Source organism: Bradyrhizobium sp. UFLA05-89 (assembly GCF_059803475.1).
Map to the genome: position 1 here is coordinate 1 of NZ_JBANBA010000103.1, position 23808 is coordinate 23808.

Sequence of the window (23808 nt, forward strand, 5' to 3'; positions counted from 1 at the left end):
CTCCTGCCACCCGAAAACTTGCCCATCCTCGAATGGCTCGGTATCAAAACGTCAAAATCACTGTGATGAACCACTAGGCCCGGCACACGTTTCGGCGGGGGCAGTGTGCCGGGCCGCCGATATGGGCAAATTGTGGCGGGCAAATTCGATGAAATCCATCGGACGGCTGCGTTGGGCGGTAGATAACGACCGCAAGGACCTCGCAAACCATGAGGCAAGCGAACGTTCGCATCGCGAGAGCGACGGTGAACAGGAGTCATTGGCCGAGCGCATTCTGAAAAATCTCGCGCTGATCCGTGCGCATGAGGCCAAGACAGACTAGAAGCGCTGGGCCCGCGGCGTTGGCCGTCGATAAGGCTTTGGTCCGATCGCTCCCATTCGCGCATGGAACCGGCCGCCGGATGGATTTGTCCGTTCTGGTGTTGCTGGGCTATGGGCCCTCAAACCGCGCTAGCGACGTCTTGCTTTTTCTCTCCGCGGGCGACAACTGCGTGACTCGGTAACGACCGATTTCGCCGAACAGCACCCAGCGGGATCTGCGTCAAAGTCTTTGTCAGTCGCCGCCACCAGGCCGGCCCTACAGGCGACAGTGTTCCCTCCAGGAGGGCGGCTTTCTCTCGGGCTGCAGTAGCTTCACTGTTTGCTTTCAGCAACTCCGCCAGAAGCTTGCTCGTGCGATCGCACTCTTTTTCGAAGTCCGCCCGGTGACCGCCGGCGATTACCTTCATCTCCATGAGATCCGCCTGCAAAGTCGCGATGTGTTCCTTTAGGGCGCCGACCACCTGGTCACCGGCCGGGGGCTGGGGTACGCGCGTGATGGGAGAATGATTGATCTCGCTGAGGTCGACCTGTACCAAGGTCTTACCATCGTTCGAACGGGAGCGCGGCAATCGATGTCGCTTGACGAGCGCTCTTGCTGCTTCCGAGGAAATTTTCAGCCTTTCGCCCAGCTCGGCGTAAGTCAGCATATCGACGGGCATGGGTGTTTGCTCCCGTTTGATCGGACGGTCGCCACCCAGACCAGCGGAAGATGCCAACGATAGGTTAAGGGTTGGTTTACTATTATTGGGGCTCGGTACGGCTCAAGTCGCGGCGGAGGAGTTTTTGCTCTCCGCTGTTGTGGGACCTCTTTAGCTCTCACAAGCGTCCTGGCGAACTGCCTGCCGCCATCTTGCGATCCGCCCACCCCTTGATGTCGGCGACCGTCAGTGCCTTGAGGAAGGGATTGGCGTTGACCAGCTTGTCGCGTGTGGTCCGACCTGTCGCGTCAGCGGCTGCCATAAGGGAAGCCGCATCGGCACTTTCCGCGCCGGACAATAGCGCGACGGCGCCCGCCGGTCCCGCGAAATGAGCGAGGTAGAGAGAACCGGCCGTGATCGGCAGACCGCGCTTGTTGAGGATCGCGGCATATTCCTCGACCAGTCGCGTGGCGATGTCTCGCGCAAGCTTGGGATCTCGCCGCAGGTCCAACACCTCCTTGTCGCTGCGCCCCTGGATCAGATCGCGTCGGTGCTTTCGAACTGCTTCGAGCCACGTATCATCGAGAAACTGGGCAGCACCGGTGGCACTCGACCGCTTGTTGCTGGCATTCGAGTCACCATTGGACTCGGCGACGATAATGCGCTCGACCAATGCCTTTGCGGCCGTCTTGTCGACCAATCTCCCGTTCAAATGCGCGTCGCGAAACAGGATGAAACTTGCGACGAAAGCGAGGCCGATGGCCACTCCAAGAGCAATCGTGATGGATTCCGCCGACAGCCAGTCCCGCGCGGCGACAACGTACGCGCGCTCGTCCGGGCGAGGGGGACGGATTTCGTCGAGGCGGCGTGTTTGCTCTGACCCATGCCCGAGGCACCCAGCGTTGCCGTCGGCCACCTCATTGCACGGGAATCCTTGCGCTAGGTCTGACATCGCGTTGGTAGGTTCAATGCCCGTAGCAGGCCGTCGAAGACACCTGGTGGGCAGGATTTGAGCTCCGCGACCGGTTCGGCGCGGTCGAGTTTCACAGTTGCCTTGGAAGTTCGCTGCTCAGGCCGAGCTCTGGGCAGCACGACCACGGATTTTCCTCCGTGTGCGCTCCGTTGCCCGACGATCTTCGCGGGCTCTCGTGCAACGATTGAGGTTGGATCCGGTGGGGGCATCACTTCGCCCGACGGGATCGGCTGCGGTGGCGCTTCAAGCATGTGCGGGATTTCGAGACGGTCCGCCGTCGTCAGCGTATCGTATGGGCCAACGGCCGCCCGAGCAGGCGGATCGTTCACAGGCTTTGTCGTGCGCGGTGGTGTCTTGAGCTCCATCACCGCGAGTGTACCCAGGCCAAAAAGGATGAGAGCCACTCTCATCTGATTTCACGCTGTCCGAGGAGGAAGCCTCGCTCAAAGCCCGCCGGAAATGAGCTCGCGAAAAATTGGAGACGATTGCAGAGATCCAATGAGGCGGCTTAGCGGCAGAAATGAACTCGCCGGGATGGATACGGGACAAGATCAGAGTCAGGGTTAACGCGGATTGGCGAACGAAGCACGGAGGCGTTTCGTCATCCGGAGATCGCGTTCGCGATTACATCAGAATGAACGTGATGGCGCCCGTGGGACCGGGTTGCTCGCGCCTGGTCATGGGGTGGTCGCCATAGGCGGTGACCGGGCGATCAGACAACTTGCGGTATGACCGTTATTCCTCAAGATCGACATATAGCCGAAGCCTGAGGACGATATCGGACAAAGCCTGTCCAAGAGGGATTTCGGAAAGCCATCTCCTTTGCGAGGCTCACCAAGGACGAGGGGCGGCAATCGCCACAGCAGGATGCCGCGCCGGCTTTTCATCAGTGCCGGCGGCGGATGCGATCGGTTGTGATGGCGGTGGTTTAGGAATCGCTGCACGAAACGGCGAAGCTTTCGCAGATTGAAGCAAAGGCCCGTTTCGCCTCAGCATCCTCGAAGTAAAAGCGCGTTCCGATATCGGCTCGCTCGATCCACCAATCAAGCTTGCTTCCCCGTGCAATACGGGAAGCCTCTGCGCGCAGTAGATCCAGCTGCCTGCCATAAGCTCGTACGACTAAGCAATTTGTTTTGACCATGGAAATCGCCTCAGAATTAAAGTCAAACAACAATGGATAGTGCCGTTGCTTTCTTAAAAATGGTCACTATGCAATTTGTGCCAGGAAGGGAAAGGAGCATCACCTCCTACTTGGGCGAGGCCTTGCGGATCGCTCAATCAGGCAGAGATCGACAAGATGGAGGCCAATTGACGGCCCGAGCGACGGACGTTCATGACTGCGTAAGAGCCGTCGTCCCAAATCCGCGCAGTCATTCTCCGCTCTTCGGTTCGGGCTTGTTGAGAAAGTGAAGTGCAGTATTGATCTGCTCAAGCTGACCTTCGATTTTGTCTCGCTCGTCAGCGGCGCTAGTCTTTCTAAGCTGGTCAACAAGCGCTTGCTTCCGCGAAAGCAAATTCTTTATGACTGTCGTCACCATTCCCCGCTTTCATGAATGCAGTTGAAAAGGCCGCAGGCCCACCCCTTCCTGCGGCCATCCGGGAAAATTGACTGTCGATAAATCGCTACTTCCAGCCCCGGTTATGATGACGATTCCACAATTTTGTTCTGAGGTTGACTCCTGAATGCATGTTCCCGCGTGGAACAAAAGAAGTGTGGCGCCGACGCGACAGCGTAAAACGCGAAGTCAACAGAAACGGGAAAGCTAGGCGCCCGACATCGGCGTCGAGTCCGCATTAAAGAACCCTTAGCTCCGGGGGCCTCAAGACCGACTTAAGGATTTTCAGAGATACCAGCCAGGCGGGCAAGACTTGTTTTCGGGGGACACGGGGTGGTCATCGAATTGAGACAGCTGCTGTTGCGCGGAGCAATTAGCCTCACGGTATGCGTCTTGGTCGCGGCCTTCGTCGCTGGCTTGTTGTCAGTACTGGCCGACCATCTCGGGCCGAGTGCACAAGCGACCGAGGCGTGCAAGGCCGCCCAATGCGTGCCGAAGGCTAAGGGCGGTGCTCCGAACCTGACCGCGCCAAAATCGCGGACGACCCATTAGCCGGCTCACGAACGATAGCGGCCATGAAGCGCACTCGAACACCCGCACTCTCAGCAACCGCGCAATCAGGTACGCATCGCGTCGATCACGTGAGCAATGAGGACCGCCACGCTTAAGGCAACGACAAAAGCGAACATCCAGGCGAGCAAAACATCCACCTCCTCGCGGGAGTGAATGCGCTCATTCCTGCACAGTCAAAAACCATCCTCAAGGAACCGCAATTTCCGCGTTCGGTTGAGGATTGTCGGCAACAAATGTGTCCGCTGTCGGCCTTATCGGCAGAACGCCAAAAAGAGGAGCGCCGCGACCAGGCAGGCGGTGAGGGATAACAAATAAACGCCCACAGCTAACCCCCGACTCATCATGCAGAGATTAGACGGCATTTTGGGCTTTCAAATGCCTTTTGCCATTTTTTCCCAAGGGAATGCGGCTCTGGCCGTGAATCCCGCATCCTGTTGCTGCATGATACCGGCGTGCTCGCGGCAACGACGGCGTTCGGAAAGACGATCTTAGCCATCCGGATGCTGGCCGAACGCGGGCGGAATACTTTGGTGCTCGTCCATCGCCGTCAGCTCATGGATCAATGGATCGAGAGGCTTGCCGCGTTCTCAAATATGCCGCGTGAGGCGATCGGCATGATTGGCGGCGGCCACCACAAACCGAAAGGTCTGGTCGACGTCGCCTTGATTCAGAGCTAGTTGGGCGTGGCCAAAACACTGTGTCGAGGAGCGGTGCTGCACGGGCATTATGGTACTGCCGTGCAGTACCGGGCAGGGTCGAAATAGGCGAAAATAATCGGGTGATCAGATCAAGCCGTTGAAAAGAAAGGAAAATGCTTTAGCTCTAGCGCTTCAGATTTTCCCTCGGATCAAAAGTCGATTGGACCGGTAGAGGTTATAAACATTAATGAAAACAATATGTTAGATCGTGGATTTTCCGTTGCGCCCATGATGGATTGGACTGACCGGCATTGCCGGGTGTTCCACCGTCATCTGACGCGGCGGGCGCTGCTTTATACGGAGATGCTGACGACCGGCGCGGTCATCCATGGCGACCGGGCGCGGCTCTTGGCGTTCGATGCGCGCGAGCATCCGGTGGCTCTCCAGCTTGGCGGGTCGGATCCGCGCGAACTTGCTCTCGCGGCGCAGATCGGCGCCGACTTCGGCTATGACGAGATCAACCTCAACGTCGGCTGCCCGTCCGACCGGGTAAAGGATGGCCGCTTCGGCGCGTGCCTGATGGCCGAGCCCGAACTGGTGGCTTCGTGCGTGGATGCGATGAAGCGCGTCGTGCGCGTGCCCGTGACGGTGAAGTGCCGCATCGGCATCGATGATCAGGATCCGGAAGTCGCTCTTGATGCCCTGGCGCGCGCAGTGGTCGCGGCGGGTTCTGATGCGCTGATCGTGCATGCCCGAAAGGCCTGGCTCAACGGCCTGTCGCCAAAAGAGAACCGCGACATCCCGCCGCTCGATTACGATCGTGTCTATCGTCTCAAGCGGGCAATGCCCAACGTGCCCATCATCATCAACGGGGGAATCGCGGGCATCGATGAGGCGAGAGCCCATCTCGCCCACGTTGATGGCGTGATGCTGGGGCGCGCCGCCTATCACGATCCGTGGCGGCTGCTTGCGGTCGATCCGGAGTTCTTCGGTGAGGCCGCACCGCACGCGACGATGCAGGCCGCATTCGAAGCCATGATGCCCTACATCGCCGAGCAGCTTGCGCGCGGGATGCGGCTGCACGCCATCACCAGGCATTTCGTCGGTGCGTTTCATGCCGTGCCTGGCGCGCGTGCCTTCCGCCGCCATCTTGCCGAGCATGGCGTGAGGCCAGGGGCCGGACTCGACGTCCTTCGTGATGCGATCGCGCGTGTTGGCGATCGCGCGGTGGCGGAAGCCGCGGAATAGCGACACCCTCTGAATGTTGAAAGCGAAGAGCCGGATCGGCGATCCGGCTCTTCGTCGTTCGGCGGATCAGCGGAACAGGTCGAAATGGTAGTTCACGCCGACGCGGGCGCTGTGGAATTTCGCGGCATTCCAGTCCTGCAGATCGTCGTGCTTGAAGTCGGTGTAGAGATATTCGGCCTTGGCCGACCATTTGGGCAGAAATGCCCATTCGACGCCGCCGCCCGCGGTCCAGCCCATCTTCATCTTGTTGATCGGGCCGTCCTTCATCTCGCCAGTCGCAAGACCCGCGGTCCCAAAGAACAGCAGCCGCGAGTCCATCGTCGCGATGCCGGCGCGGGCTCGACCCGTCATATACCAGGGCACGCTGACGGCGGCGCTGTTGAGCGCGTCGTGATTCTTGATATCGCCGCCCTCGAAGTCGTTCTCGATGCCGACCACGAACATCGGCGAGAGCTGGTAGTTATAGCCGATCTGCACGCCGCTGGTGGCGCCCTTGACCTTGCCGCCGCTCGTGCCCACGAGGTTGTTGTAGGCATCGTCGCCGCTCGTGGCATAGCCGGCGTTGAAGCCGGCATAGAGGCCGGTCCACGAATAGGCCGGCGTCGGCGCCGTGTAGGCGGAGGCGGGCGCGGCATAGCGCGCCGAAAGGTCGGCGGCGCTCGCGCCGCCTGCGGTCAGCACGACGGCAAAGGGCAGGGCGCAAATCGTGCGACGTGGTGCGGCTCTGGCAGTCATAACTCTCAATCTCCCACTGGGCCGCGTCACGAACGCAGCATTATCCAAACCCCGATCCGGGATGGGTTTCGTTATAAACCGACCAGACGGTTTGTAAATAGCCGGAAATGCCACACCCACGATCTTTCGGGCGTCGGGCCGCGTCGCTTGGGTCTAGGGATATCCGTGCAGCATCAGGCGGTCGGCGCGGACTTCCCAGCGCTCGAGTCGGTCGAGGAAGGTCATGCCGAGCAGGTTGGTCTTCATCGTGCCGTGCGGCACCACCAGTGCAGGCACCGAGCGCTCGACGAGCTTGCCGATCGCGAGCCGGTCCAGCGTCAGGCGCGCCGCCTTGGTGCGGCCACCGGCAGTTTCGACGTCAACGTCATAGTCGAGCAGTTCCAGCGGGAGGCCCGCTGCCTTTGCGGTCTCGTAGGTGAGCACGACGGAGGTCGCGCCGGTGTCGACCACCATTGGTGCGGGCACGCCGTTGATCCGCGCCTGCAGCGCGAATTCGCCGCCGCGGCTGCGCTGGACCTCGACGGCGCGCGTCTTCAGGCTGGTGCGGTGGCGCATGAGATCGGAGACGGTGTCGCTGGCCCGAGCGACCTGCTCGGGATCCCTGTAGGCGACCACGGCGCCCGCGGTCGCGGTCAACAGCAACAGCACCAGGAAGAGGCGGCTCATCGCGCGCCTCCGTTTCTCGGCGTCAGGCGGATTTCGGCGCTGAACCGATCGCTGAAAGTCCCGCATCCGCCATACGCGCCGGAAGCTGCGCCATGAGCGCGAGCCGTTCGGCACGCTCCATGGCGTGCCAGCGCACGATTTCCGGCAGCGTGCGGCCGCAGCCGAAGCAGAGCTTTGTCTTGGGGTCGATCATGCAGACGGCGACGCACGGTGTGTCTTTGCTCATTCCCGCATAGTGAAGGATCGCTGGGCAGTTCTGCAAGCATCTCTCAGGAGCCCGTGCCTGCACTCATGATCGGCTTGTGGCGCGGCCGCCGTCTCTCGTCCGTGACACCGGAGCCGTCGGGCTGCAGCGGCGGAGCTTCTTCCGTCATCGGCGCAAGCGCGCTCATCACGCGCTCCGGGGGGAAGGTGACGATCACCTCGGTGCCGATGCGCAGTTTCGATTTCAGCGTGAACGTGCCACCGTGCATGTCGATGAGGTTCTTGGCGATGGGAAGGCCGAGGCCTGCGCCCTGTTCGGCCGACTTGATCGAGTTCGAGCCTTGGCCGAAGGAGGCGAGCACGACCGGGATTTCGTCTTCGGGAATGCCCGAGCCGGTATCCCTCACCGAGAGATATTGCCCGCCCGAAGCGGTCCAGCCGACTTTCAGCCAGATCTCGCCGCCCTGCGGGGTGAACTTGATCGAGTTGGACAACAGATTGAGCACGACCTGGCGGATCGCGCGCTCGTCGGCCCACAGCCGCGGCATCGCCTGCTCATAGACCTCGTGGATGGTGATGCCGCGGCTCGATGCGCGCAGTTTCATCAAATGATGGCAGTCGGCGACGATGCCCACCAGCGACACCGCTTCCTCGTTCAGCTCGTAACGGCCGGCCTCGATCCGGGACAGGTCGAGGATCTCGTTGATGAGATTGAGCAGATGTACGCCGGAATTATGGATGTCGGCGGAATATTCCTTGTAGACGGCGACCTGATGCGGGCCAAAAATCTCGCTCTTCATCACCTCGGAGAAACCGAGGATCGCGTTCAGCGGCGTGCGCAGCTCGTGGCTCATCTGCGCGAGGAAGCGCGACTTGGCGACATTGGCGGATTCGGCGCGGTGCCGCGCCTCGTCCGAGATCGCCTTGGCCTGTTCCAGTTCGCCGATCAGCGCGTCCTTCTCCGCGCGCGCTTCCAGCGTCGCGAAGGTCGAGGAGTGCAGCCGGTGCGCCAAAAGCACGAAATAGCCTTCGGCGGCGAGCGACAGCGCCGCCAGGATGTAATTGTCCAGCGAGCCGCTCATCGCAAAGCTCAGCGCCATCGCCACCGCCACGGGCGCGGTGGCCGCAAGCGCCGCAATTGGCAGATTGGCGGCCAGCATGCTCGATACTGCGATCACCAGCAACATCAGGAACATCATCAGCGTTTCCGTGACGACGTCGAACACGGGATGGATCAGGATCGCCATCCAGCACAGGCCGTAGAGCAGGTCGAGCACGACGAAACGCGTGCGCCATTTGCGCGTGACGGCGGGCAATGCCGGCTCGGCGAGATAGCGGCGGCAGCTCTTGGTCATGGCCGCGTGGATGCAGAGCATGCCGACGGTCCAGAGCGCCGCTGGAACCGGCTGCATCCACAGCCCGAACAGCAGGCCGGTCGCGACCACCAGCAACATCACGACGTAAGATGCCGACAGTCGCGTCTGTGCATATTGGCGCAGCATTTCGCTGTCGAAGGCGGGCCGTGTTCCGCTGGTCGACGTTAACTTGTCGCGGGCCTCGCGCACCCGCTGCGCCGCAGCCCGGCGATTGCTCGCCGATGGCACGCTCGCCGGCTCGGCCGGAAGCTGCACGACCTCGGGCTTTTCAGCGGGGTTACTCATCAAGCAACACGAATTCCTGCCCACGCCGACGCGGGCCTTCTGCATTCTCTATCTCTGGCAATAAATCCTTAAGAGCTGACTTAAGGAGCTAAAGAATTGCGTTAACGGGGAGTTAATTCGACGTGTCGAACTGCGGCGAACGGCTGGCTCAATGCATCGCGGCGTGCTGCGCGATATAGACCACGGCCCCGGCCAGATATCCGGCAAGTGCCGGTCCAGCGATGCGGCGGGCGTACCAGAAGAACTCGATCTTCTCGAGGCCCATGGCGGCAACCCCAGCGGCCGAGCCGATGATCAGGATCGAGCCGCCCGTGCCGGCGCAATAAGCGATGAACTCCCAGATGAAGCTGTCGGGCGGATAGTGCGCGAGGTCGTACATGCCCATCGTCGCGGCGACGAGGGGCACGTTGTCGATGATGGCGCTGAGCAGGCCGAGCAGGACGACGATGATGTCCTGGCGGCCGATCGTGGTTTCCAGCCATCTCGCCAGCATCGTCAGGAGGCCGGCATGCTCGAGGCAGGCGACCGCGAGCAGGATGCCGACGAAGAACACGATCGAGCTCATGTCGATCCGGGTCAGCGCATGCGCCAGCGTGAGAGGCTTTCGCACGTGCTCGTCCTTTTCGCGATGAATGATTTCGCCGACCAGCCAGACGACGCCGAGACCGAGCAGAACTCCCATGAAGGGCGGCAGATGCGTGAGCGTCTTGAAGGCGGGCACGGCGATCAGCACGCCAAGCCCAAGGAAGAACATCAAGTTGCGCTCGAACAGCTCGATCCCTTGCAGCCGGTCTTCCTTCGGCGGCGGCGCAATCGTCTTGCCCCTCAGAGAAAAGCTGATGAACGCGAGCGGCACGAGCAGGTTGGCGATCGAAGCCGGAAACACCGCGCCCATGATGTTCACAGGCGAGACTTGTCCGCCGATCCAGAGCATGGTCGTGGTCACGTCGCCGATCACCGTCCAGGCGCCGCCCGCATTCGCGGCGATGACGATGAGGGAGGCGAACAGCAGGCGGTCATCGCGCCTGGCGATCAGTCTCTGGACCAGCGAGACCATGACGATGGTGGTCGTCAGATTGTCCAGGATCGCGCTCAGGAAGAATGCCACGAATCCAACCAGCCACATGAGCTGAACCTGGCTCGTGGTGTGGATTCGCGAGGTGATGACCTCGAAGCCGTCGTGAGCGTCGATTACCTCGACGATCGTCATGGCGCCGATCAGGAAGAACACGATCTGCGCCGTCGCGGCGACGGATTCGTCGAGCTGATGTCCGACCAGGGTGTGGTCGCCGATCGTGACCGCGTACACCGTCCAGAGCAGAACCGCGCCGATCAGCGCCGCCGCGCTCTTGTTGATGCCGAGCGGATGTTCGAACGCGATCGCCGCGTAGGCAACGACGAAGATGGCGGCGATCGCGATCAGCAAGACAGGTCCGGCCTCAAGCGGCCATCAACGTTGCAGCCGCGCGAGCAGGCTCGACGTATCCCAGCGCTTGCCGCCCATCTTCTCGACTTCGGCATAGAACTGATCGACCAGCGCGGTGACCGGCAGGTTTGCACCGTTGCGGCGGGCTTCCGCGATGCAGATCGAAAGGTCTTTACGCATCCATTCGACGGCGAAGCCGAAATCGTACTTGTCGTCGTTCATGGTCTTGTAGCGGTTCTCCATCTGCCAGGATTGCGCCGCGCCCTTGGAGATGGTGTCGATCACGGCCGCAACGTCGAGGCCCGACTTCTTGGCGAAGTGAATGCCTTCAGAGAGGCCCTGGACGAGTCCCGCGATGCAGATCTGGTTGACCATCTTGGTGAGCTGTCCGGAGCCCGCGGGCCCGAGCAGCTTGCACATCCGCGCATAGGCCGCGATGACCGGCTCGGCACCGGCATAAGCGTCCGCTGCGCCGCCGCACATCACGGTCAGGACACCGTTCTCGGCGCCGGCCTGTCCGCCGGAGACGGGGGCGTCGATGAATCTGAAGCCGCCCTTGGTGGCGGCCGCGTCAAGCTCGCGCGCGACTTCGGCGGAGGCGGTGGTGTGGTCGACGAAGGTTGCGCCCTTCTTCATGCCGGCAAATGCGCCGTCGGGACCGATCGTCACCGCGCGCAGGTCGTTGTCGTTGCCGACGCAGCACATCACGAAATCCTGGCCCTCGGCAGCCGCCTTCGGAGTCGGTGCGGTCCTGCCACCGAACTTGTCCGCCCATTCCTTCGCCTTGGCCGCGCTGCGGTTGTAGACAGTGACCTCATGGCCACCCTTCTTGACGAGGTGGCCGGCCATGGGGAAGCCCATGACGCCGAGACCGAGGAAAGCGACTTTAGCCATATGGGTGACCTTGCTTGTGCTTGGGTGTTCTTGCGGTTGTGACCGGCCTTTGAGGCGGCCCGGCCACTTCGAGGGTTTTTGGCGGTTCCGCCCGAAGAGGGCGGATCGGAGGCGCACCATAAACCCTTGAGGCCGGAGGGCAACGGGTTCGTTTGAAGGTCTCCTGTGCTAGGATGAGCGAACAAGGACAAAAAAAGGAGTGCAAGGCATGTCGGTGAGCGTTGGGGTGCTCGATCATTTCAACATCCGGACCCGGAAACTGGCCGAGACCGTTCGCTTCTATGAGGACGTGCTGGGCCTCGAGAAGGGCCCGCGACCCAATTTTGCTTTCCCGGGGGCGTGGATGTACAGCGAGGGCAAGCCGGTGGTGCATCTCGTCGACATTTCCGTGACGGACGAGGCTCAAAAGCCCGATTCAGGCGTTGTCCATCACGTTGCCTTCATCAGCCGGGGTTTCGACGGCATGAGGCAGCGCCTGAGCGGCAAGGGCATGACATTCGACTCCCGGCAGGTGCCCGGCGGCGACCTCTGGCAGATCTTCGTGCACGACCCCAACGGGGTCATGATCGAGCTGAATTACGAGGCGGCCAAGGAGCAGGGGGCGGGGGCCCCTGTCGAGACGGCCAACGATATCGGCAGGCAGTAGCCTTTTGGGCGTTTCCGCTCTAATGGGTCGCATCGTGACTTTAGGAGATGCGCTTTGAGCGTGACGCAGCAACAGGTTCTCGAAATCCTCAGCCGGATCAAGTCGCCGCGCGGGGTCGCGCTCACCAACGCCAATGTGCTGAGCGCGATCAGTGCCAGTGACGGCAAGGTGTTCTTCTCCATCAATGTCGATGCCGCGGAGGCGCGGGCCTGGGAGCATGTCCGGGCCGAGGCTGAGGCCGCCGTTCGTGCCATTCCCGGCGTCACCACGGCCATGGTGGCGCTGACCGCCGAGCGCAAGCCGGGCAGCGCGCCACCTCCGCCGAGCCGCGGCGCGCCCGGGGTACAGCCGGCACATGCTCACCGGCCGCCGCAGGGCGGCACATCGCCGATGTCGCGGCAGTCCGAGATTCCCGGCGTCTCCGCCGTCATTGCGGTCGCTTCCGGCAAGGGCGGGGTCGGCAAGTCGACCACCGCGCTCAACCTCGCGCTCGGCCTGCGCGATCTCGGCCTCAAGGTCGGGCTGTTAGATGCCGACATCTACGGTCCCTCGGTGCCGCGGCTGACGGGCCTGCACGACAAGCCCGAGCTGAACGAGGAGCGGAAGATGATTCCGCTGAAGCGTTTTGGTCTGTCGATCATGTCGATCGGATTCCTGGTCGAGGAAGAGACCGCGATGATCTGGCGCGGGCCGATGGTGATGTCGGCGGTGACGCAGATGCTGCGCGACGTCGAGTGGGGCAAGCTCGACATCCTGGTTGTCGACATGCCGCCGGGCACAGGCGATGCGCAGCTCACGCTCGCGCAGAACGTGCCGCTGAAGGGCGCCGTCATCGTCTCGACTCCGCAGGATTTGTCGCTGATCGACGCGCGGCGGGGCCTTGCCATGTTCAAGAAGGTGAACGTCCCCGTGCTCGGCATCGTCGAGAACATGAGCTATTTCCAGTGCCCGCATTGCGGCACGAAATCGGACATTTTCGGCCATGGCGGAGCGCGACACGAGGCCGAGAAGCTCGCCGTCCCGTTCCTGGGCGAAATCCCGCTGCACATGGTGATTCGCGAGACCTCGGATGCCGGAAAACCGGTGGTCGACAGCGAGCCGGGCGGGCCCCATGCGGCGATCTATCGCGCCATCGCGGGCCAGATCCGGGACCAGCTCAAGTCCGTAATTTCCGCAGGCTAAGGCCCTCCGCCGAGGCATGCGACTTTCGTACAGTCCTGTCATGCCATTGTCGCGTTCCGAAAGCTGGCCTTCCGTGCTAAAGGCCGCGGCAGTCAAGCGCCTTCGGTTCGACGCGGCCATCGCGCATCGCCGAGACCTAGCGGCGGCAAAAGAGACGTCGGGGAAAACGCCCCCAGCAAGGAGAGACCTGAAGATGAAGCGTCGTGATTTCTTGAAAGTGTCGGCAGCAGGCGCGGCGGCGACCGCGGTGGCCTCGCCGGCGATTGCGCAGTCCTCGCCCGAGGTGAAGTGGCGCCTGACATCGAGCTTTCCGAAATCGCTCGATACCATCTATGGCGGCGCCGAGCAGTTGGCGAAGTACGTCGCCGAGATGACCGACAACAAGTTCCAGATCCAGGTGTTCGCCGCCGGCGAGGTCGTACCGGGTTTGCAGGCGCTGGATGCGACCTCCAACGGCACGGTCGAGATGAGCCACACTGTGTCCTACTATTACGTCGGCAAGGATCCGACGTTCGCGATCTACGCCTCGGTGCCGTTCGGCCTCAACGCGCGCCAGCAGAACTCCTGGTGGTACCAGGGCGGCGGCGCCGAGCTTGGGAACGAGTTCTTCAAGAAGACGAACGTGATCGGCTTCCCCTGCGGCAACACCGGCACGCAGATGGGCGGCTGGTTCCGCAAGGAGATCAAGACGGTCGCCGATCTCTCTGGCCTGAAATTCCGCATCGGCGGCATCGCCGGCCAGGTGCTCCAGAAGGTCGGCGTGGTGCCGCAGCAGCTCGCCGGCGGCGACATCTATCCGGCGCTGGAAAAGGGCACCATCGACGCGGCCGAGTGGGTCGGTCCCTATGACGACGAGAAGCTCGGCTTCGCCAAGGTCGCCAAGTACTACTACTATCCGGGCTTCTGGGAGGGCGGTCCGATGGTCCACGCCTTCGCCAACCTGGACAAATGGAATGCGCTGCCGAAGAACTACCAGGCGATCCTGACCAACGCGGCGGCGAACGCCAACACCTGGATGGCGGCGCGATACGACCTGCAGAACCCAGCCGCGCTGAAGCGGCTGGTGGCCGGCGGCACCCAGCTTCGTCCCTTCACCAACGAAGTGCTCGAGGCGTGCCTCAAGGCGACCAACGAGCTGTGGGCCGAGATCTCGGCCAAGAACCCCGACTTCAAGAAGTCGATTGACGCGATGCAGGCCTACCGCTCGGATGAATATCTGTGGTGGCAGGTCGCCGAATACACCTATGACAGCTTCATGATCCGCTCGCGCACCCGCGGCTGATCAGGGCAGGGCCCCCCGGGGGGCCGCAATCCTAGGTCTTAAGTCTTAGTCGGGAAGCCCGGCCTCGTTCGCGAGGCCGGGCTTTTGTGTATGGAAATCGGTAACGGGTTGTTCCATGCTACCCGCCAAGCCTCGCAAGAAGGCTCACACAATCACAACCATCAGGGTAGGAAACATGAAAAGAAGAGACTTCATCAAAGTCACCGGACTTGGCGCCGCCGGCGCCGCCACGCTCGCCGCTCCCGCCATCGCGCAATCGATGCCGGAGATCAAATGGCGCATGCCGACGAGCTGGCCCAAATCGCTCGATACGCTTTATGGCGGCGCCGAGATGATGTGCAAGATGGTCGCGGAGGCGACCGACAACAAATTTCAGATCCAGATCTTCGCTGCCGGCGAGATCGTGCCGGGCCTGCAGGTGCTCGATGCCGTGCAGAACGCGACCTGCGAGATCGGCCACACCGCGTCCTACTATTACTTCGGCAAGGACCCGACCTTCACCTTCGGCTCGTCGGTGCCGTTCGGTCCCAACATGCGCATCAATCAGGCCTGGTACATGCTGGGTGGTGGCCGTGAAGTGCTCAACGAGTTCTACAAGAGCTACAACGTGATCTCGCTGCTTGCAGGCAACACCGGCTGCCAGATGGGCGGCTGGTTCAGGAAAGAGGTCAACACGCCCGGCGATCTCGAGGGCATGAAATTCCGCATCGGCGGCTTTGCCGGTCGCGTGCTCCAGAAGCTCGGTGTGGTGCCGCAGCAGCTTGCCGGCGGCGACATCTATCCGGCGCTGGAGAAGGGCACCATCGACGCGGCCGAATGGGTCGGGCCCTACGACGACGAGAAGCTCGGCTTCTACAAGATCGCGCCGCACTACTACTATCCCGGCTGGTGGGAAGGTGGCCCGATGCTGCTCGCCTTCGTCAACCTCGACAAATGGAACGCGCTGCCAAAGTACTACCAGAGCGTTCTGGAGCAGGCCGGCCACTACGCCAACAACTACATGATGGCGCGCTACGACCAGGCCAATCCGATGGCGCTGCGCAAGCTGCTTGCGAACAACACCAAGCTGCACGCCTTCTCGCCGCCGATCATGGACGCCTGCTACAAGGCGGCGAAGGAGTTGCATGCCGAGGTCAGCGCGACCAACCCCAACTTCAAGAAGGTCTACGAGTCCCTGACCAAGTTCTCGAACGACGGCTACGCCTGGTTCCAGGTCGCCGAGGTCGGCTACGACATCTTCATGGCGCGTCGCTCGCAGAGCTGATCGTAGCATCGCGTTGCGGCGCGATCATCGGTCAAGCAGCGAAAGCTCGGTCTCGCAAGGCGAGGCTGGGCTTTTTGCGTTTGGGAGAGTCCGTTGCGAATGCCGATCAAAAATCTCGAGAACAACCCCATGCAAAGTAGACGGTTGCGGGCTTGGTGCCCGCCCGCCTTCTGCGAAACCGTTTGACACGTCGGGCAAATCAGTGGCAAAACTCTACTATCGAATAATCCGAAATTGGCGAGCGGTGGCGCCGGCTCCGAACTTCGATCGTGCTACGACACGCGATACTTCGCTTCGCGCTTATATCGAGAAGGTCTGCTCCCTGTAGTCAGCAAGGTCGACCCTGATGTCAGCGGTTTCAGATATTCGTCTCGGCCGCGTGCTGGATCCGATGGAACGGATCTCCGAGACCCTGTTCGGCCTCATCATGGTGCTCACCTTCATCTGCAGTTTCGGTGTCGCGACCGCGGACGATATCAGGAGCCAAACGATGCTGGTCGGCGCACTCGGATGCAACCTGGCCTGGGGCATCGTTGACGGTGGTCTTTATCTGTTGGGCTGCATCAATGACCGCGGACTCAAGATCCTGACGATGCGCGCAATACGGCGGTCGCCGGATCCTGAAACGGCGCGGCGCGTCATCACCGACGCGCTGCCACCGGAATTGGCGTCGGTTCTGCCTCTGGAGCAGCTGGAACTGACACGGCAACAGTTGCTGCAGCTGCCCGAACCGTCCGAACGCCCGAGGCTGACGAAACACGACTGGATCGGAGCTCTTGCTCTTTGCCTGCTGAGCTTCGCTTCGACCTTTCCGATCGTAATCCCCTTCATATTCCTGAGCGACGCCAAATTGGCGCTGCGGGTTTCCTACGCCGTCGCCATCGTGATGCTGTTTTGTTGTGGTTACGCGTTCGGATATCGTAGCGGACTTCGACCTTGGGCGGCGGGCCTTTCGATGGTGGTCATGGGTGGTGTGCTGGTCAGTGTGGCGGTAGCTCTCGGAGGATAGGCAAGGGTGCGGCGAAGAGGCGCAGCAGCGGATTGGCAGTTGGGCGGCGTCTCGATTGCTGCGTTCGTTGGTTTGTGGCTGGCGCCGATGGCAGGCAGTGCAACGCGTGCCGAGACTGCCGAGACCAGTGCTAGCGGCGCGATCGGACTTGGCAATCGCGGCTGGTCCGCAGCCGAAACAAGCCACGCCACGTCGGCCAGTGAGCTTGAATTCAGCGCCCGCGCCGGGTTTGCATCTGACTACGTCTATCGCGGGACGACGCTGTCCGGTCGTGACCCCGCGGCGGGCGCCGCATTTGAGGCAAGGTTCGGCTCTTTGTACGCCGGCGCTACGATGGCCACTGTCAGGCTGCCCACCGAACCAGTCGCTGAGTTTACCATGGCAGGCGGTATCCGCCCGAAGATCGCAAATATCGATTTCGATCTCGGCGTGACCTATTTCGCCTATCCCGGAGAAAAGTTCCCCGGCGTGACGAACGGCATCAACTATTGGGAGACGGCCATTCGCGGCGACAAAAGCATCGGCGAGTCCTTTCGCATCGCCGCTGGTTACGCCTATTCTCCGAACGTCTCGAACACCGGTGCCTGGAGTCAATATGTGGCGGCAGGGTTGGGTTATGATGTGCCACCCCCCCAGCTTCCGAAGAACCTGGGCGTGTCGTTCACGACGGCCGTCGGCTATTCCTGGTTCGGCAATCAGGCTCCGCAACTCGGCAGCTTCCCGTTACCTGCCTATCTCAATTGGCATGCGGGCGTGACTTTTACCTACAAGGCCGTCAACCTCGATCTGCGCTACTACGACACCAATCTGTCGAAAGAGAACTGCTTCGTCTTTACTGGAGATCCAAATGCGCGGCCGGGTGGCCGCGTTGATCCCATTACCAACCCCGCTTCCCTGGTCTCGAATTGGTGTGGTGCGACGATCGTCGCCAAAGCCTGGTTCGCTTTTTAAGGCTGTAGGATGGGTAGGGCGAAGCGAAACCCATCCAGAGCGGATCTGGGCGGACCGATCAGTTCGAGATGCGATCTGACTGCTGTGGCATGTCGCGCAATTTTTCGAGGATCGAAACGGTTGTCGCTCCGTTCGCGCACATTCCAGTCGCGGTTTCTCCGAAGTCAACGAGGCTATGATACTTTGGCTTGGGAGCTTTCTGTAGCGGTACCATCCAGGCATCGAGGCCCCGCCGCTTCAACTCATCGAAATAGAGCTCCTGCGTAGAGAACGGAATATTGGTGTCGCGCGGGTCGGCAAGCAGGAATATCCGTGGCCCGGGGTGGTTTGGTATTTGACGTATCGAGTCGTAGGGATCAAAGAACACTTCTGTCTTCAGACGACGCACAAAGCCTCTTTTCTCCAGTCTTGCGCGATAGGCGGCCGCAGGAGAGGACAGGATCGCACATTGAATATCGTTGCGCCGGGCGAGGAATTCAGCGGCGAGCGTTCCGCCACCACTGTGTCCACCGAGCACCCATCGATCGATGTGGTAACGAGCCTTCAACGCATCAATCTGAGCTTCCATCAGTCTCGCTTCTAGAGGCGTGTGCCTGACGTCATAGTGTTTGCCGGCGCTGCCATAGGTGCCAGGTCGCGCGAGGAAAATATAAGGTATGGCGTATCGGTTGGATAAGGTCATGGACTGTTCAACCATCGATGCGACCCCCAATCCTTGCTGATGGGCGACACCTCGCGGGCCTCCCATCACATCCCCGGGCATCCAGGCAGCAACAAGCGAATTCTGCCCATTGAGTGCGAGGCCGGCGGCATAGTACCTGAGGCAGTAACTCCGATTCTCAACGCGAACCCAAACCGCGGTCTGGCGGTGCTCCATTTCTTCGCAGGCTGGCCGAGTAATCTGCATCCCGTTGATGACCGTGACCGCATCGAACATTCCGTCGTCCGGTAGAGACTGAGCCAAGATCGTACCCGGAGCCATCAGCAAGATTGCGATGACCAACGAGGAAATGAGAGTTACAGTTCTGGCTGTTCTCAATATTCACTCCAGTGGTCGACGAGTCGTTTGCGCACGGCGAATAACGAGTCCTGATCAGGTGGTCCAGCAAGATCGGGAGATGGCTGATGCGTCGCGGTAGGCGGTTAGCAAATCACGTCTGCTCTGCACTTCGAAAGAGGCGTAATCGCGGCCCGCAAAATCGGAGCGACGAGCTTGCACCGGAGGTTGTATCGGCGAAGATTTTGTTGAAGAGTGCCAGTTGGCGAATATTGGGGATCCCTTCAATGACTAAGCCTACGATCATCGGCGCGCTTTTCCTGCTGGTTGTTTCGACGGCAGCCAGCGCCGAATGCTCGCCTCAGACATTGCAGGGCCAGTACATATTTTCAGCGAGAGGCTTTATCGAGCCGCTTGCGCCTAATGTGCAGCGAGTCCATTCCGGACTGCTTGTGTTCGATGGTGTTGCCAAGCTTTCCGGTGCCGAGACCTCCAGCCGCGGGGGAAAGATTGCCAGAGAACAGAGGCTGAAGGGTACCTACACTTTGAACGGAGATTGCGCCGGAAGAATCACGATAGACTCGCTGGCTCTACCCAATCTGCAAACTCATTGGGACGTTTTTGTCACCGCCGACGGCAAGAAGGCAAGTATGATCCGCACCGATCCCGGATCGATGTCAGTCCGCAGCCTTGAAAGGTAGTTCTGGGCGCTGCCGCAGTTTGCCTTGCCGTTTGATCTGGTGGCGACTGACCATCATCGCATAATCTGAAATTGGCGAGCCCCGGCGCCGACGACCGTGCGACAGTGGACACCACTTGGGGCCGAGTTGGGTCACCGGCCGACCTGCCAGCTATGGGTTTCGCTTTCGCTCTACCCATCCTACGTGCCACGAGCTTATGTTTTAGCCAGCTCCGTCAGCTTCGCGCCGGTCAGGCGGAAGAATCGCTTCTTTTGCGGTTCGCAGGTTGATCACAAGCTCGAATTGCGTCGGCTGCTCTTCTTCAGCCGACGTCATTGTTCAATTCGGCATGCCGGTTACTCGATAACCTCGTCGGTCCGGAGGAGCATGGATGTCGGCATGGTCAGATTCAGAGCCTTTGCCGTCTTCAAATTCACGACCAGATCAAATCGGGTCGGGCGCTCCGCCGGTAGGTCGGCAGGCTTTGCTCCTTGCAAGATCTTTCCGGCCATCGACGCGGTCTGGCGATAAATGCCCTCCAAATTCGGCCCGTAGGACATCAGCCCGCCGGCACGGGCAAAATTTGCAAACGGCGAAACCGCCGGCAGCCGATATTTGAGAGACAGTTCGGCCATCTGTTTGGAATTGATAGACACAATCGGGGACGACAAAATCAGAAGTCCATCCGGGCGGCGTGCGCTGGCGGCCGCGAAAGCTCCCTCGAGATCGGCAAACGATTTGATTTCAATCGTCTCGGTCCTGACGCCAGCAGACTGGGCGGCATTGGCAACTGCCGTTGGTTGCACGATAGATGTAGCCGGGTCCCAGAGATCAACAACGGTTGCGCAGCCGGGAATAGCTTCCTTGAGGAGTTCAAGCCATTTGCTGCTGAACTCGGGGAAGTCGGCGAAAACGCCGGTGATATTACCGCCGGGATGGGCATAGCTGCCGAGCCAATCGGCTTCGACAGGATCGCCGTCCAAAGCGAATGTCACGATGGGAATCGTGCGGGTCAGGGCATGAGCCGCTCTCATGTTTGAGGGGCCAGTGGTAATCAGAACGTCGATCCCCTCAGAAATCAACTCCTTGAGCAGCGGCACGATGCTCGCTTCATCTGCGCCGCTGGCCCGCGTGACAAGAACGATCTGGTCCGGCTCATGAAAGCCCTCGCTGCCCAATCCCTCCAACAGCCAGACACGGCGCGACTTCAACAGATCCTCGGGACCAGGAAACAGAAAGCCAACTTTGCGAACGGGGCTTCGCGCCTCCGCAGCGACGAAGGCTGGAGATACCAGCGCACCGACGGTTCCAAAAACGAAGTCGCGCCGTCTCATGAGTCACCCCATCAAGAGCACTCGTCCGCCGAAGTTCGACTGCGTCACCGCAACTCGAGACGATGAGGCATTGATGCCAGCCGCTGACACATGAACTCAGGATGCCGCATATTCGTGTCAGTGTCAGCTGCCGCGAGGCGATCAAGCCGTGAGGTCGGGCAGGCCAGATCGCGACGGCCGTTCACTTGCAATGCTTACATGAAGCTTACAGATGTCGAAGAGGCGGATGGGGTTCGTTGCTGGCCGAGACCCGCCCCCTCAAGGCTGATCAGTCCTTGCCAGATGCTTTCGGAAGAAGGCCAGTATGGCGGCGTTGAACTCCGCATGAAAGGCGACCCGGTCGAACGCGGGTCTGTCGGTACATATGCTGGGCAGTCTCTTCGCCAGATCCGGCGTGCAGGGCGGAAGGAATGCAAAATGACCGGCGCCCGGCACCAGGTGGTAATCGGGTTTGATCGGCAGGTCGCGATCAATCGCTGAAACATAGTCCGGCGTGACTTCGCCGCCGGTTTTGTCTTCTCCACTCAGCTCCGACGCCCAAAGTTGGGTCGGGATTTTCACGTTCTTCAAGCCGTCCGGGTCGAACAATGGACCGAAAGCCGGATCGGCAATGACAAGGGCCTTGAGGCGCTGGTCATGCACGAATGCTTGTGTCGGGATCTCATTTCGTCGCAGGTCTGTGCAGCTGGGTTTCGCAGAACCGTCCGGGCAGAACGCGACAGCCCTTCGGAGATCGGGATTGCCGCCCGCGACAATCAGGCCTGTGTAGCCGCCCCTCGAAAAACCAAAGAAACCTATATTTTGGGGATCGAGTTTCGAATGATCAGACCATGTCGCGAGCATGTAATCGATCAATCTCTTGATGTCGGCCGGACGTTCAGCGTACGCGGCGAGCGTGTCCGCACGGCTCATATCGCCGCCCCCTGCGTCGACCGGATGATTGAGCGCGACAACGACGAACCCGCCATCCGCGAGGACCTCGGCCGTGTCATGGTGACCGACGAACGATCCTCCGTAGCCATGCGAGATCACGATCAATGGCAATTTTTCACCGGACACGACGCAGTTCTCTGTCGCGAGCAGAACAGTCGTGCGAATTTTCATCTCGCCTGGCTGTTCCGGGCAAGGAGACCACACGGCAGCTCGGAGCATTGGCAAGCCGGTCTCGGCCGGCACCGTGATCAGACGAAAGCCGGCCGCGTGGACGAGCGTCGCCACCAAGCAGAAGGCGGATGCGAGCGTGAACCTGAAGACGTGCATGCATGCTCCCATCACGAAATCTCGGTCTTGCCAAAGCCTACTTCGTGGAACCGATCACTGCGCCACCCGCGTATCCAGCACCGGGTCTTTGCCACTGTATCAGTGAGACGATAATTTGGCCTCGCTGACCTTCATGGCAGGGGCAGGCTGGTCTGCAAACACACATTCGCGCCAGACGGCTGTTGTGCATTGCGCCGGCCAGCCGCCGCCGAGCGCCATGAACAGCGCCGCGGTGTCCGAGAGCCGCGTCGCCTCGGCCTGCACGCGGGTGATCGCGGCGTTGAAATAGGCCTGCTGCGCGTTCAGCACCGTGACCTGGGTGATCTGGCCGAGCACGAGCTGCTTCTGCACGATATCGAGGCTCGCTTTCGCCGCGGTCTCGGCCTTGATCGCGGCCTGCACGGCGCGCGCGTCCGCTTGCAGGGAACGCAGCGCGTCGGCGACGTTCTGCATCGCCGTGATGACGGCCTGGCGGTAGAGCGCCTCGGCCTGGTCGAGCGCGGCCTCGGCGGCCTTCTGCTTGTGATAGAGGGTGAGGCCATCAAACAGCGGCTGCGTCGCGCTCGCGGCCACCGTATAGAACAGCGTGCCCTGCGTGAACAATTCGGCCGGCTTGAAGGCGCTGGTGCCTGGATTGCCCGTCAGCATGAGGTTCGGCAACCGCGCGGCGATCGCGACGCCGATTTGAGCGCTCGCTGAATGCATGTTCGCTTCGGCTGCGCGCACGTCGGGGCGCTGGGCGACCAGCGTGCTCGGCAGGCTTACCGGCAGGTTGGCGGGCAAAGCGAGGTGCTGGAGGTCGAATTTTTGCAGCACCTCGTCGGCGGAGAACTGTCCCGCGAGTGCGGTGAGGAGATCGCGTTGCACCGCGAGCTGCTTTTGCAGCGGCGGCAGAGTCTGCTCGGCCTGGGCGAGGGCGGTCTCTTGCGTGAGCACGTCGACCTGCGCGGCCTGACCCGCCTCGAACTGGGTCTTGAGAATGCCGAGGATGTCGCGTTCGATCTTGACGATGCGCTCGGTCGCGGCGATCTGGCCGCGCAGCGAGGCCTCTTGAATGGCCGCCGTGACGACATTGGCGGTCAGCGCCAGATAGGCTGCCTCGAGCTGGAACTGGGCCTGCTCGGTCTGGGCATCCAAGCTTTCGACGGCGCGGAAGTTCTGGCCCCAAATGTCGGGCACGAAGCTGATATTGAGCTGCACCGTGTGCAGCGTATAGCGCGACTGCGGCGCGTCCATCGGACTGGACTGCGTCGCGTTGGAGAATTGCTGGTCGGACGGCGTGGTGTTGACGCCGACCTGCGGGAAGAACAGGCCGCGTTGTGCGAGCGCGTTGAAATTGGCAACCTTAATCGCAGCTTCGGCCGATTGCAGCGAGGGATTGTGCTCGACCGAAAGGCGGATCAACTGGTTCAGCGGTTTCGAGCGAAACGCCGCCCACCAGCGCGTCGGGATGTCGGCGCCCTCGACGAATTGCTGCCGTGGCACGCGCGGACCATCGGTATCGGCGCGGGGCGAGGCGAGCGGCTCCGGGGTATAGCGGGAGACGTCGGGCGCCGGCGGCGGCTCGAAGTTGGGGCCGACGGCGCAGCTTGCGAGGGACAGGCTTGCTGCGCTGGCGAGCAGTGCGTTGCGTATTGTGCTCTTGATCATCACGCGGCGCATCGCAACCG

23 protein-coding genes are annotated in these 23808 nt (G+C 61.3%); 10 read left to right on the forward strand and 13 right to left on the reverse strand.

Features of this window, described 5'->3' with window-relative positions:
• Positions 1–322: hypothetical protein (locus SO139_RS35925; protein ID WP_498541497.1), on the forward strand; the 322-nt coding region annotated here is incomplete at its 5' end.
• Between the two features lie 118 nt (positions 323–440).
• Here SO139_RS35925 and SO139_RS35930 read toward each other — a convergent pair.
• The 3 genes from SO139_RS35930 to SO139_RS35940 all read right to left on the reverse strand — a co-directional run bounded on the left by SO139_RS35930 (position 441) and on the right by SO139_RS35940 (position 3470).
• Positions 441–980, reverse strand: coding sequence for a hypothetical protein (locus SO139_RS35930; protein ID WP_449382222.1), 540 nt, complete (start codon positions 978–980; stop codon positions 441–443).
• A gap of 157 nt (positions 981–1137) precedes the next feature.
• Positions 1138–1725, reverse strand: coding sequence for a lysozyme family protein (locus SO139_RS35935; RefSeq protein WP_474797047.1), 588 nt, complete (start codon positions 1723–1725; stop codon positions 1138–1140).
• A 1577-nt stretch (positions 1726–3302) separates the two neighbouring features.
• Positions 3303–3470 carry a hypothetical protein gene (locus SO139_RS35940; protein WP_449382224.1) on the reverse strand — a complete coding sequence of 56 codons (168 nt, stop codon included), beginning with the start codon at positions 3468–3470 and terminating at the stop codon, positions 3303–3305.
• Positions 3471–4495: 1025 nt separating this feature from the next.
• Here SO139_RS35940 and SO139_RS35945 point away from each other — a divergent pair.
• Positions 4496–4738: a DEAD/DEAH box helicase family protein gene (locus tag SO139_RS35945; protein WP_449382225.1), complete on the forward strand. Its 243-nt coding sequence runs from the start codon at positions 4496–4498 to the stop codon at positions 4736–4738.
• Positions 4739–4957: 219 nt separating this feature from the next.
• Positions 4958–5947: a tRNA dihydrouridine(20/20a) synthase DusA gene (gene dusA, locus SO139_RS35950; RefSeq protein ID WP_449382226.1), complete on the forward strand. Its 990-nt coding sequence runs from the start codon at positions 4958–4960 to the stop codon at positions 5945–5947.
• A 66-nt stretch (positions 5948–6013) separates the two neighbouring features.
• Here dusA and SO139_RS35955 read toward each other — a convergent pair whose 3' ends face one another.
• The 6 genes from SO139_RS35955 to SO139_RS35980 all read right to left on the reverse strand — a co-directional run bounded on the left by SO139_RS35955 (position 6014) and on the right by SO139_RS35980 (position 11533).
• Positions 6014–6682, reverse strand: a complete 669-nt coding sequence (locus tag SO139_RS35955) for an outer membrane protein (protein ID WP_498541498.1) — start codon at positions 6680–6682, stop codon at positions 6014–6016.
• Positions 6683–6835: 153 nt separating this feature from the next.
• The gene (locus SO139_RS35960; protein ID WP_449382228.1) at positions 6836–7348 is read right to left on the reverse strand and encodes a TIGR02281 family clan AA aspartic protease; all 513 of its coding nucleotides are present in this window, start codon (positions 7346–7348) and stop codon (positions 6836–6838) included.
• A gap of 22 nt (positions 7349–7370) precedes the next feature.
• Complete coding sequence (locus SO139_RS35965) at positions 7371–7574, reverse strand: DUF1289 domain-containing protein (RefSeq protein WP_449382229.1); 204 nt, start codon at positions 7572–7574, stop codon at positions 7371–7373.
• Between the two features lie 43 nt (positions 7575–7617).
• A complete protein-coding gene (locus SO139_RS35970; RefSeq protein WP_449382230.1) occupies positions 7618–9213 on the reverse strand; it encodes a sensor histidine kinase in 1596 nt (531 codons plus the stop codon).
• Positions 9214–9361: 148 nt separating this feature from the next.
• On the reverse strand, positions 9362–10639 hold the full coding sequence (gene nhaD / locus SO139_RS35975) for a sodium:proton antiporter NhaD (protein ID WP_498541499.1): 1278 nt from the start codon (positions 10637–10639) through the stop codon (positions 9362–9364).
• Between the two features lie 24 nt (positions 10640–10663).
• On the reverse strand, positions 10664–11533 hold the full coding sequence (locus SO139_RS35980; protein ID WP_449382232.1) for an NAD(P)-dependent oxidoreductase: 870 nt from the start codon (positions 11531–11533) through the stop codon (positions 10664–10666).
• A 208-nt stretch (positions 11534–11741) separates the two neighbouring features.
• Between SO139_RS35980 and SO139_RS35985 the strand changes: the two genes are divergently transcribed.
• The 6 genes from SO139_RS35985 to SO139_RS36010 all read left to right on the forward strand — a co-directional run bounded on the left by SO139_RS35985 (position 11742) and on the right by SO139_RS36010 (position 17867).
• Positions 11742–12179: a VOC family protein gene (locus SO139_RS35985; protein WP_449382233.1), complete on the forward strand. Its 438-nt coding sequence runs from the start codon at positions 11742–11744 to the stop codon at positions 12177–12179.
• A 54-nt stretch (positions 12180–12233) separates the two neighbouring features.
• Positions 12234–13361 carry an Mrp/NBP35 family ATP-binding protein gene (locus SO139_RS35990; RefSeq protein ID WP_449382234.1) on the forward strand — a complete coding sequence of 376 codons (1128 nt, stop codon included), beginning with the start codon at positions 12234–12236 and terminating at the stop codon, positions 13359–13361.
• Positions 13362–13554: 193 nt separating this feature from the next.
• Positions 13555–14643 carry a TRAP transporter substrate-binding protein gene (locus SO139_RS35995; RefSeq protein WP_449382235.1) on the forward strand — a complete coding sequence of 363 codons (1089 nt, stop codon included), beginning with the start codon at positions 13555–13557 and terminating at the stop codon, positions 14641–14643.
• Positions 14644–14818: 175 nt separating this feature from the next.
• The gene (locus SO139_RS36000) at positions 14819–15907 is read left to right on the forward strand and encodes a TRAP transporter substrate-binding protein (RefSeq protein WP_449382236.1); all 1089 of its coding nucleotides are present in this window, start codon (positions 14819–14821) and stop codon (positions 15905–15907) included.
• 346 nt (positions 15908–16253) lie between these two features.
• A complete protein-coding gene (locus tag SO139_RS36005) occupies positions 16254–16916 on the forward strand; it encodes a VIT1/CCC1 transporter family protein (protein WP_449382237.1) in 663 nt (220 codons plus the stop codon).
• A gap of 39 nt (positions 16917–16955) precedes the next feature.
• Positions 16956–17867, forward strand: a complete 912-nt coding sequence (locus SO139_RS36010) for a TorF family putative porin (RefSeq protein WP_498541500.1) — start codon at positions 16956–16958, stop codon at positions 17865–17867.
• A 58-nt stretch (positions 17868–17925) separates the two neighbouring features.
• Here SO139_RS36010 and SO139_RS36015 read toward each other — a convergent pair whose 3' ends face one another.
• Positions 17926–18804: an alpha/beta hydrolase family protein gene (locus tag SO139_RS36015; protein ID WP_449382239.1), complete on the reverse strand. Its 879-nt coding sequence runs from the start codon at positions 18802–18804 to the stop codon at positions 17926–17928.
• Positions 18805–19151: 347 nt separating this feature from the next.
• On the opposite strand from SO139_RS36015, the gene SO139_RS36020 reads away from it, so the two are divergent.
• A complete protein-coding gene (locus tag SO139_RS36020) occupies positions 19152–19565 on the forward strand; it encodes a hypothetical protein (RefSeq protein WP_449382240.1) in 414 nt (137 codons plus the stop codon).
• Positions 19566–19900: 335 nt separating this feature from the next.
• Here the strand turns inward: SO139_RS36020 and SO139_RS36025 are convergent, their stop codons facing one another.
• The 3 genes from SO139_RS36025 to SO139_RS36035 all read right to left on the reverse strand — a co-directional run bounded on the left by SO139_RS36025 (position 19901) and on the right by SO139_RS36035 (position 23800).
• Positions 19901–20878: an ABC transporter substrate-binding protein gene (locus SO139_RS36025; RefSeq protein WP_449382241.1), complete on the reverse strand. Its 978-nt coding sequence runs from the start codon at positions 20876–20878 to the stop codon at positions 19901–19903.
• A gap of 258 nt (positions 20879–21136) precedes the next feature.
• Positions 21137–22138: an alpha/beta hydrolase family protein gene (locus SO139_RS36030; RefSeq protein ID WP_449382242.1), complete on the reverse strand. Its 1002-nt coding sequence runs from the start codon at positions 22136–22138 to the stop codon at positions 21137–21139.
• Positions 22139–22237: 99 nt separating this feature from the next.
• A complete protein-coding gene (locus tag SO139_RS36035) occupies positions 22238–23800 on the reverse strand; it encodes an efflux transporter outer membrane subunit (RefSeq protein WP_498541501.1) in 1563 nt (520 codons plus the stop codon).
• Positions 23801–23808 lie beyond the last annotated feature (8 nt).

Coding starts and splice junctions, on each gene's coding strand:
- SO139_RS35930 (WP_449382222.1), bottom strand. CDS start 980: ATGCCCGTCGATATGCTGACTTACGCCGAGCTGGGCGAAAGGCTGAAA.
- SO139_RS35940 (WP_449382224.1), bottom strand. CDS start 3,470: ATGGTGACGACAGTCATAAAGAATTTGCTTTCGCGGAAGCAAGCGCTT.
- dusA (WP_449382226.1), top strand. CDS start 4,958: ATGTTAGATCGTGGATTTTCCGTTGCGCCCATGATGGATTGGACTGAC.
- SO139_RS35955 (WP_498541498.1), bottom strand. CDS start 6,682: ATGACTGCCAGAGCCGCACCACGTCGCACGATTTGCGCCCTGCCCTTT.
- SO139_RS35960 (WP_449382228.1), bottom strand. CDS start 7,348: ATGAGCCGCCTCTTCCTGGTGCTGTTGCTGTTGACCGCGACCGCGGGC.
- SO139_RS35965 (WP_449382229.1), bottom strand. CDS start 7,574: ATGAGCAAAGACACACCGTGCGTCGCCGTCTGCATGATCGACCCCAAG.
- SO139_RS35970 (WP_449382230.1), bottom strand. CDS start 9,213: ATGAGTAACCCCGCTGAAAAGCCCGAGGTCGTGCAGCTTCCGGCCGAG.
- SO139_RS35980 (WP_449382232.1), bottom strand. CDS start 11,533: ATGGCTAAAGTCGCTTTCCTCGGTCTCGGCGTCATGGGCTTCCCCATG.
- SO139_RS35985 (WP_449382233.1), top strand. CDS start 11,742: ATGTCGGTGAGCGTTGGGGTGCTCGATCATTTCAACATCCGGACCCGG.
- SO139_RS35995 (WP_449382235.1), top strand. CDS start 13,555: ATGAAGCGTCGTGATTTCTTGAAAGTGTCGGCAGCAGGCGCGGCGGCG.
- SO139_RS36000 (WP_449382236.1), top strand. CDS start 14,819: ATGAAAAGAAGAGACTTCATCAAAGTCACCGGACTTGGCGCCGCCGGC.
- SO139_RS36005 (WP_449382237.1), top strand. CDS start 16,254: ATGTCAGCGGTTTCAGATATTCGTCTCGGCCGCGTGCTGGATCCGATG.
- SO139_RS36015 (WP_449382239.1), bottom strand. CDS start 18,804: ATGTTCGATGCGGTCACGGTCATCAACGGGATGCAGATTACTCGGCCA.
- SO139_RS36020 (WP_449382240.1), top strand. CDS start 19,152: ATGACTAAGCCTACGATCATCGGCGCGCTTTTCCTGCTGGTTGTTTCG.
- SO139_RS36025 (WP_449382241.1), bottom strand. CDS start 20,878: ATGAGACGGCGCGACTTCGTTTTTGGAACCGTCGGTGCGCTGGTATCT.
- SO139_RS36030 (WP_449382242.1), bottom strand. CDS start 22,138: ATGCACGTCTTCAGGTTCACGCTCGCATCCGCCTTCTGCTTGGTGGCG.
- SO139_RS36035 (WP_498541501.1), bottom strand. CDS start 23,800: ATGCGCCGCGTGATGATCAAGAGCACAATACGCAACGCACTGCTCGCC.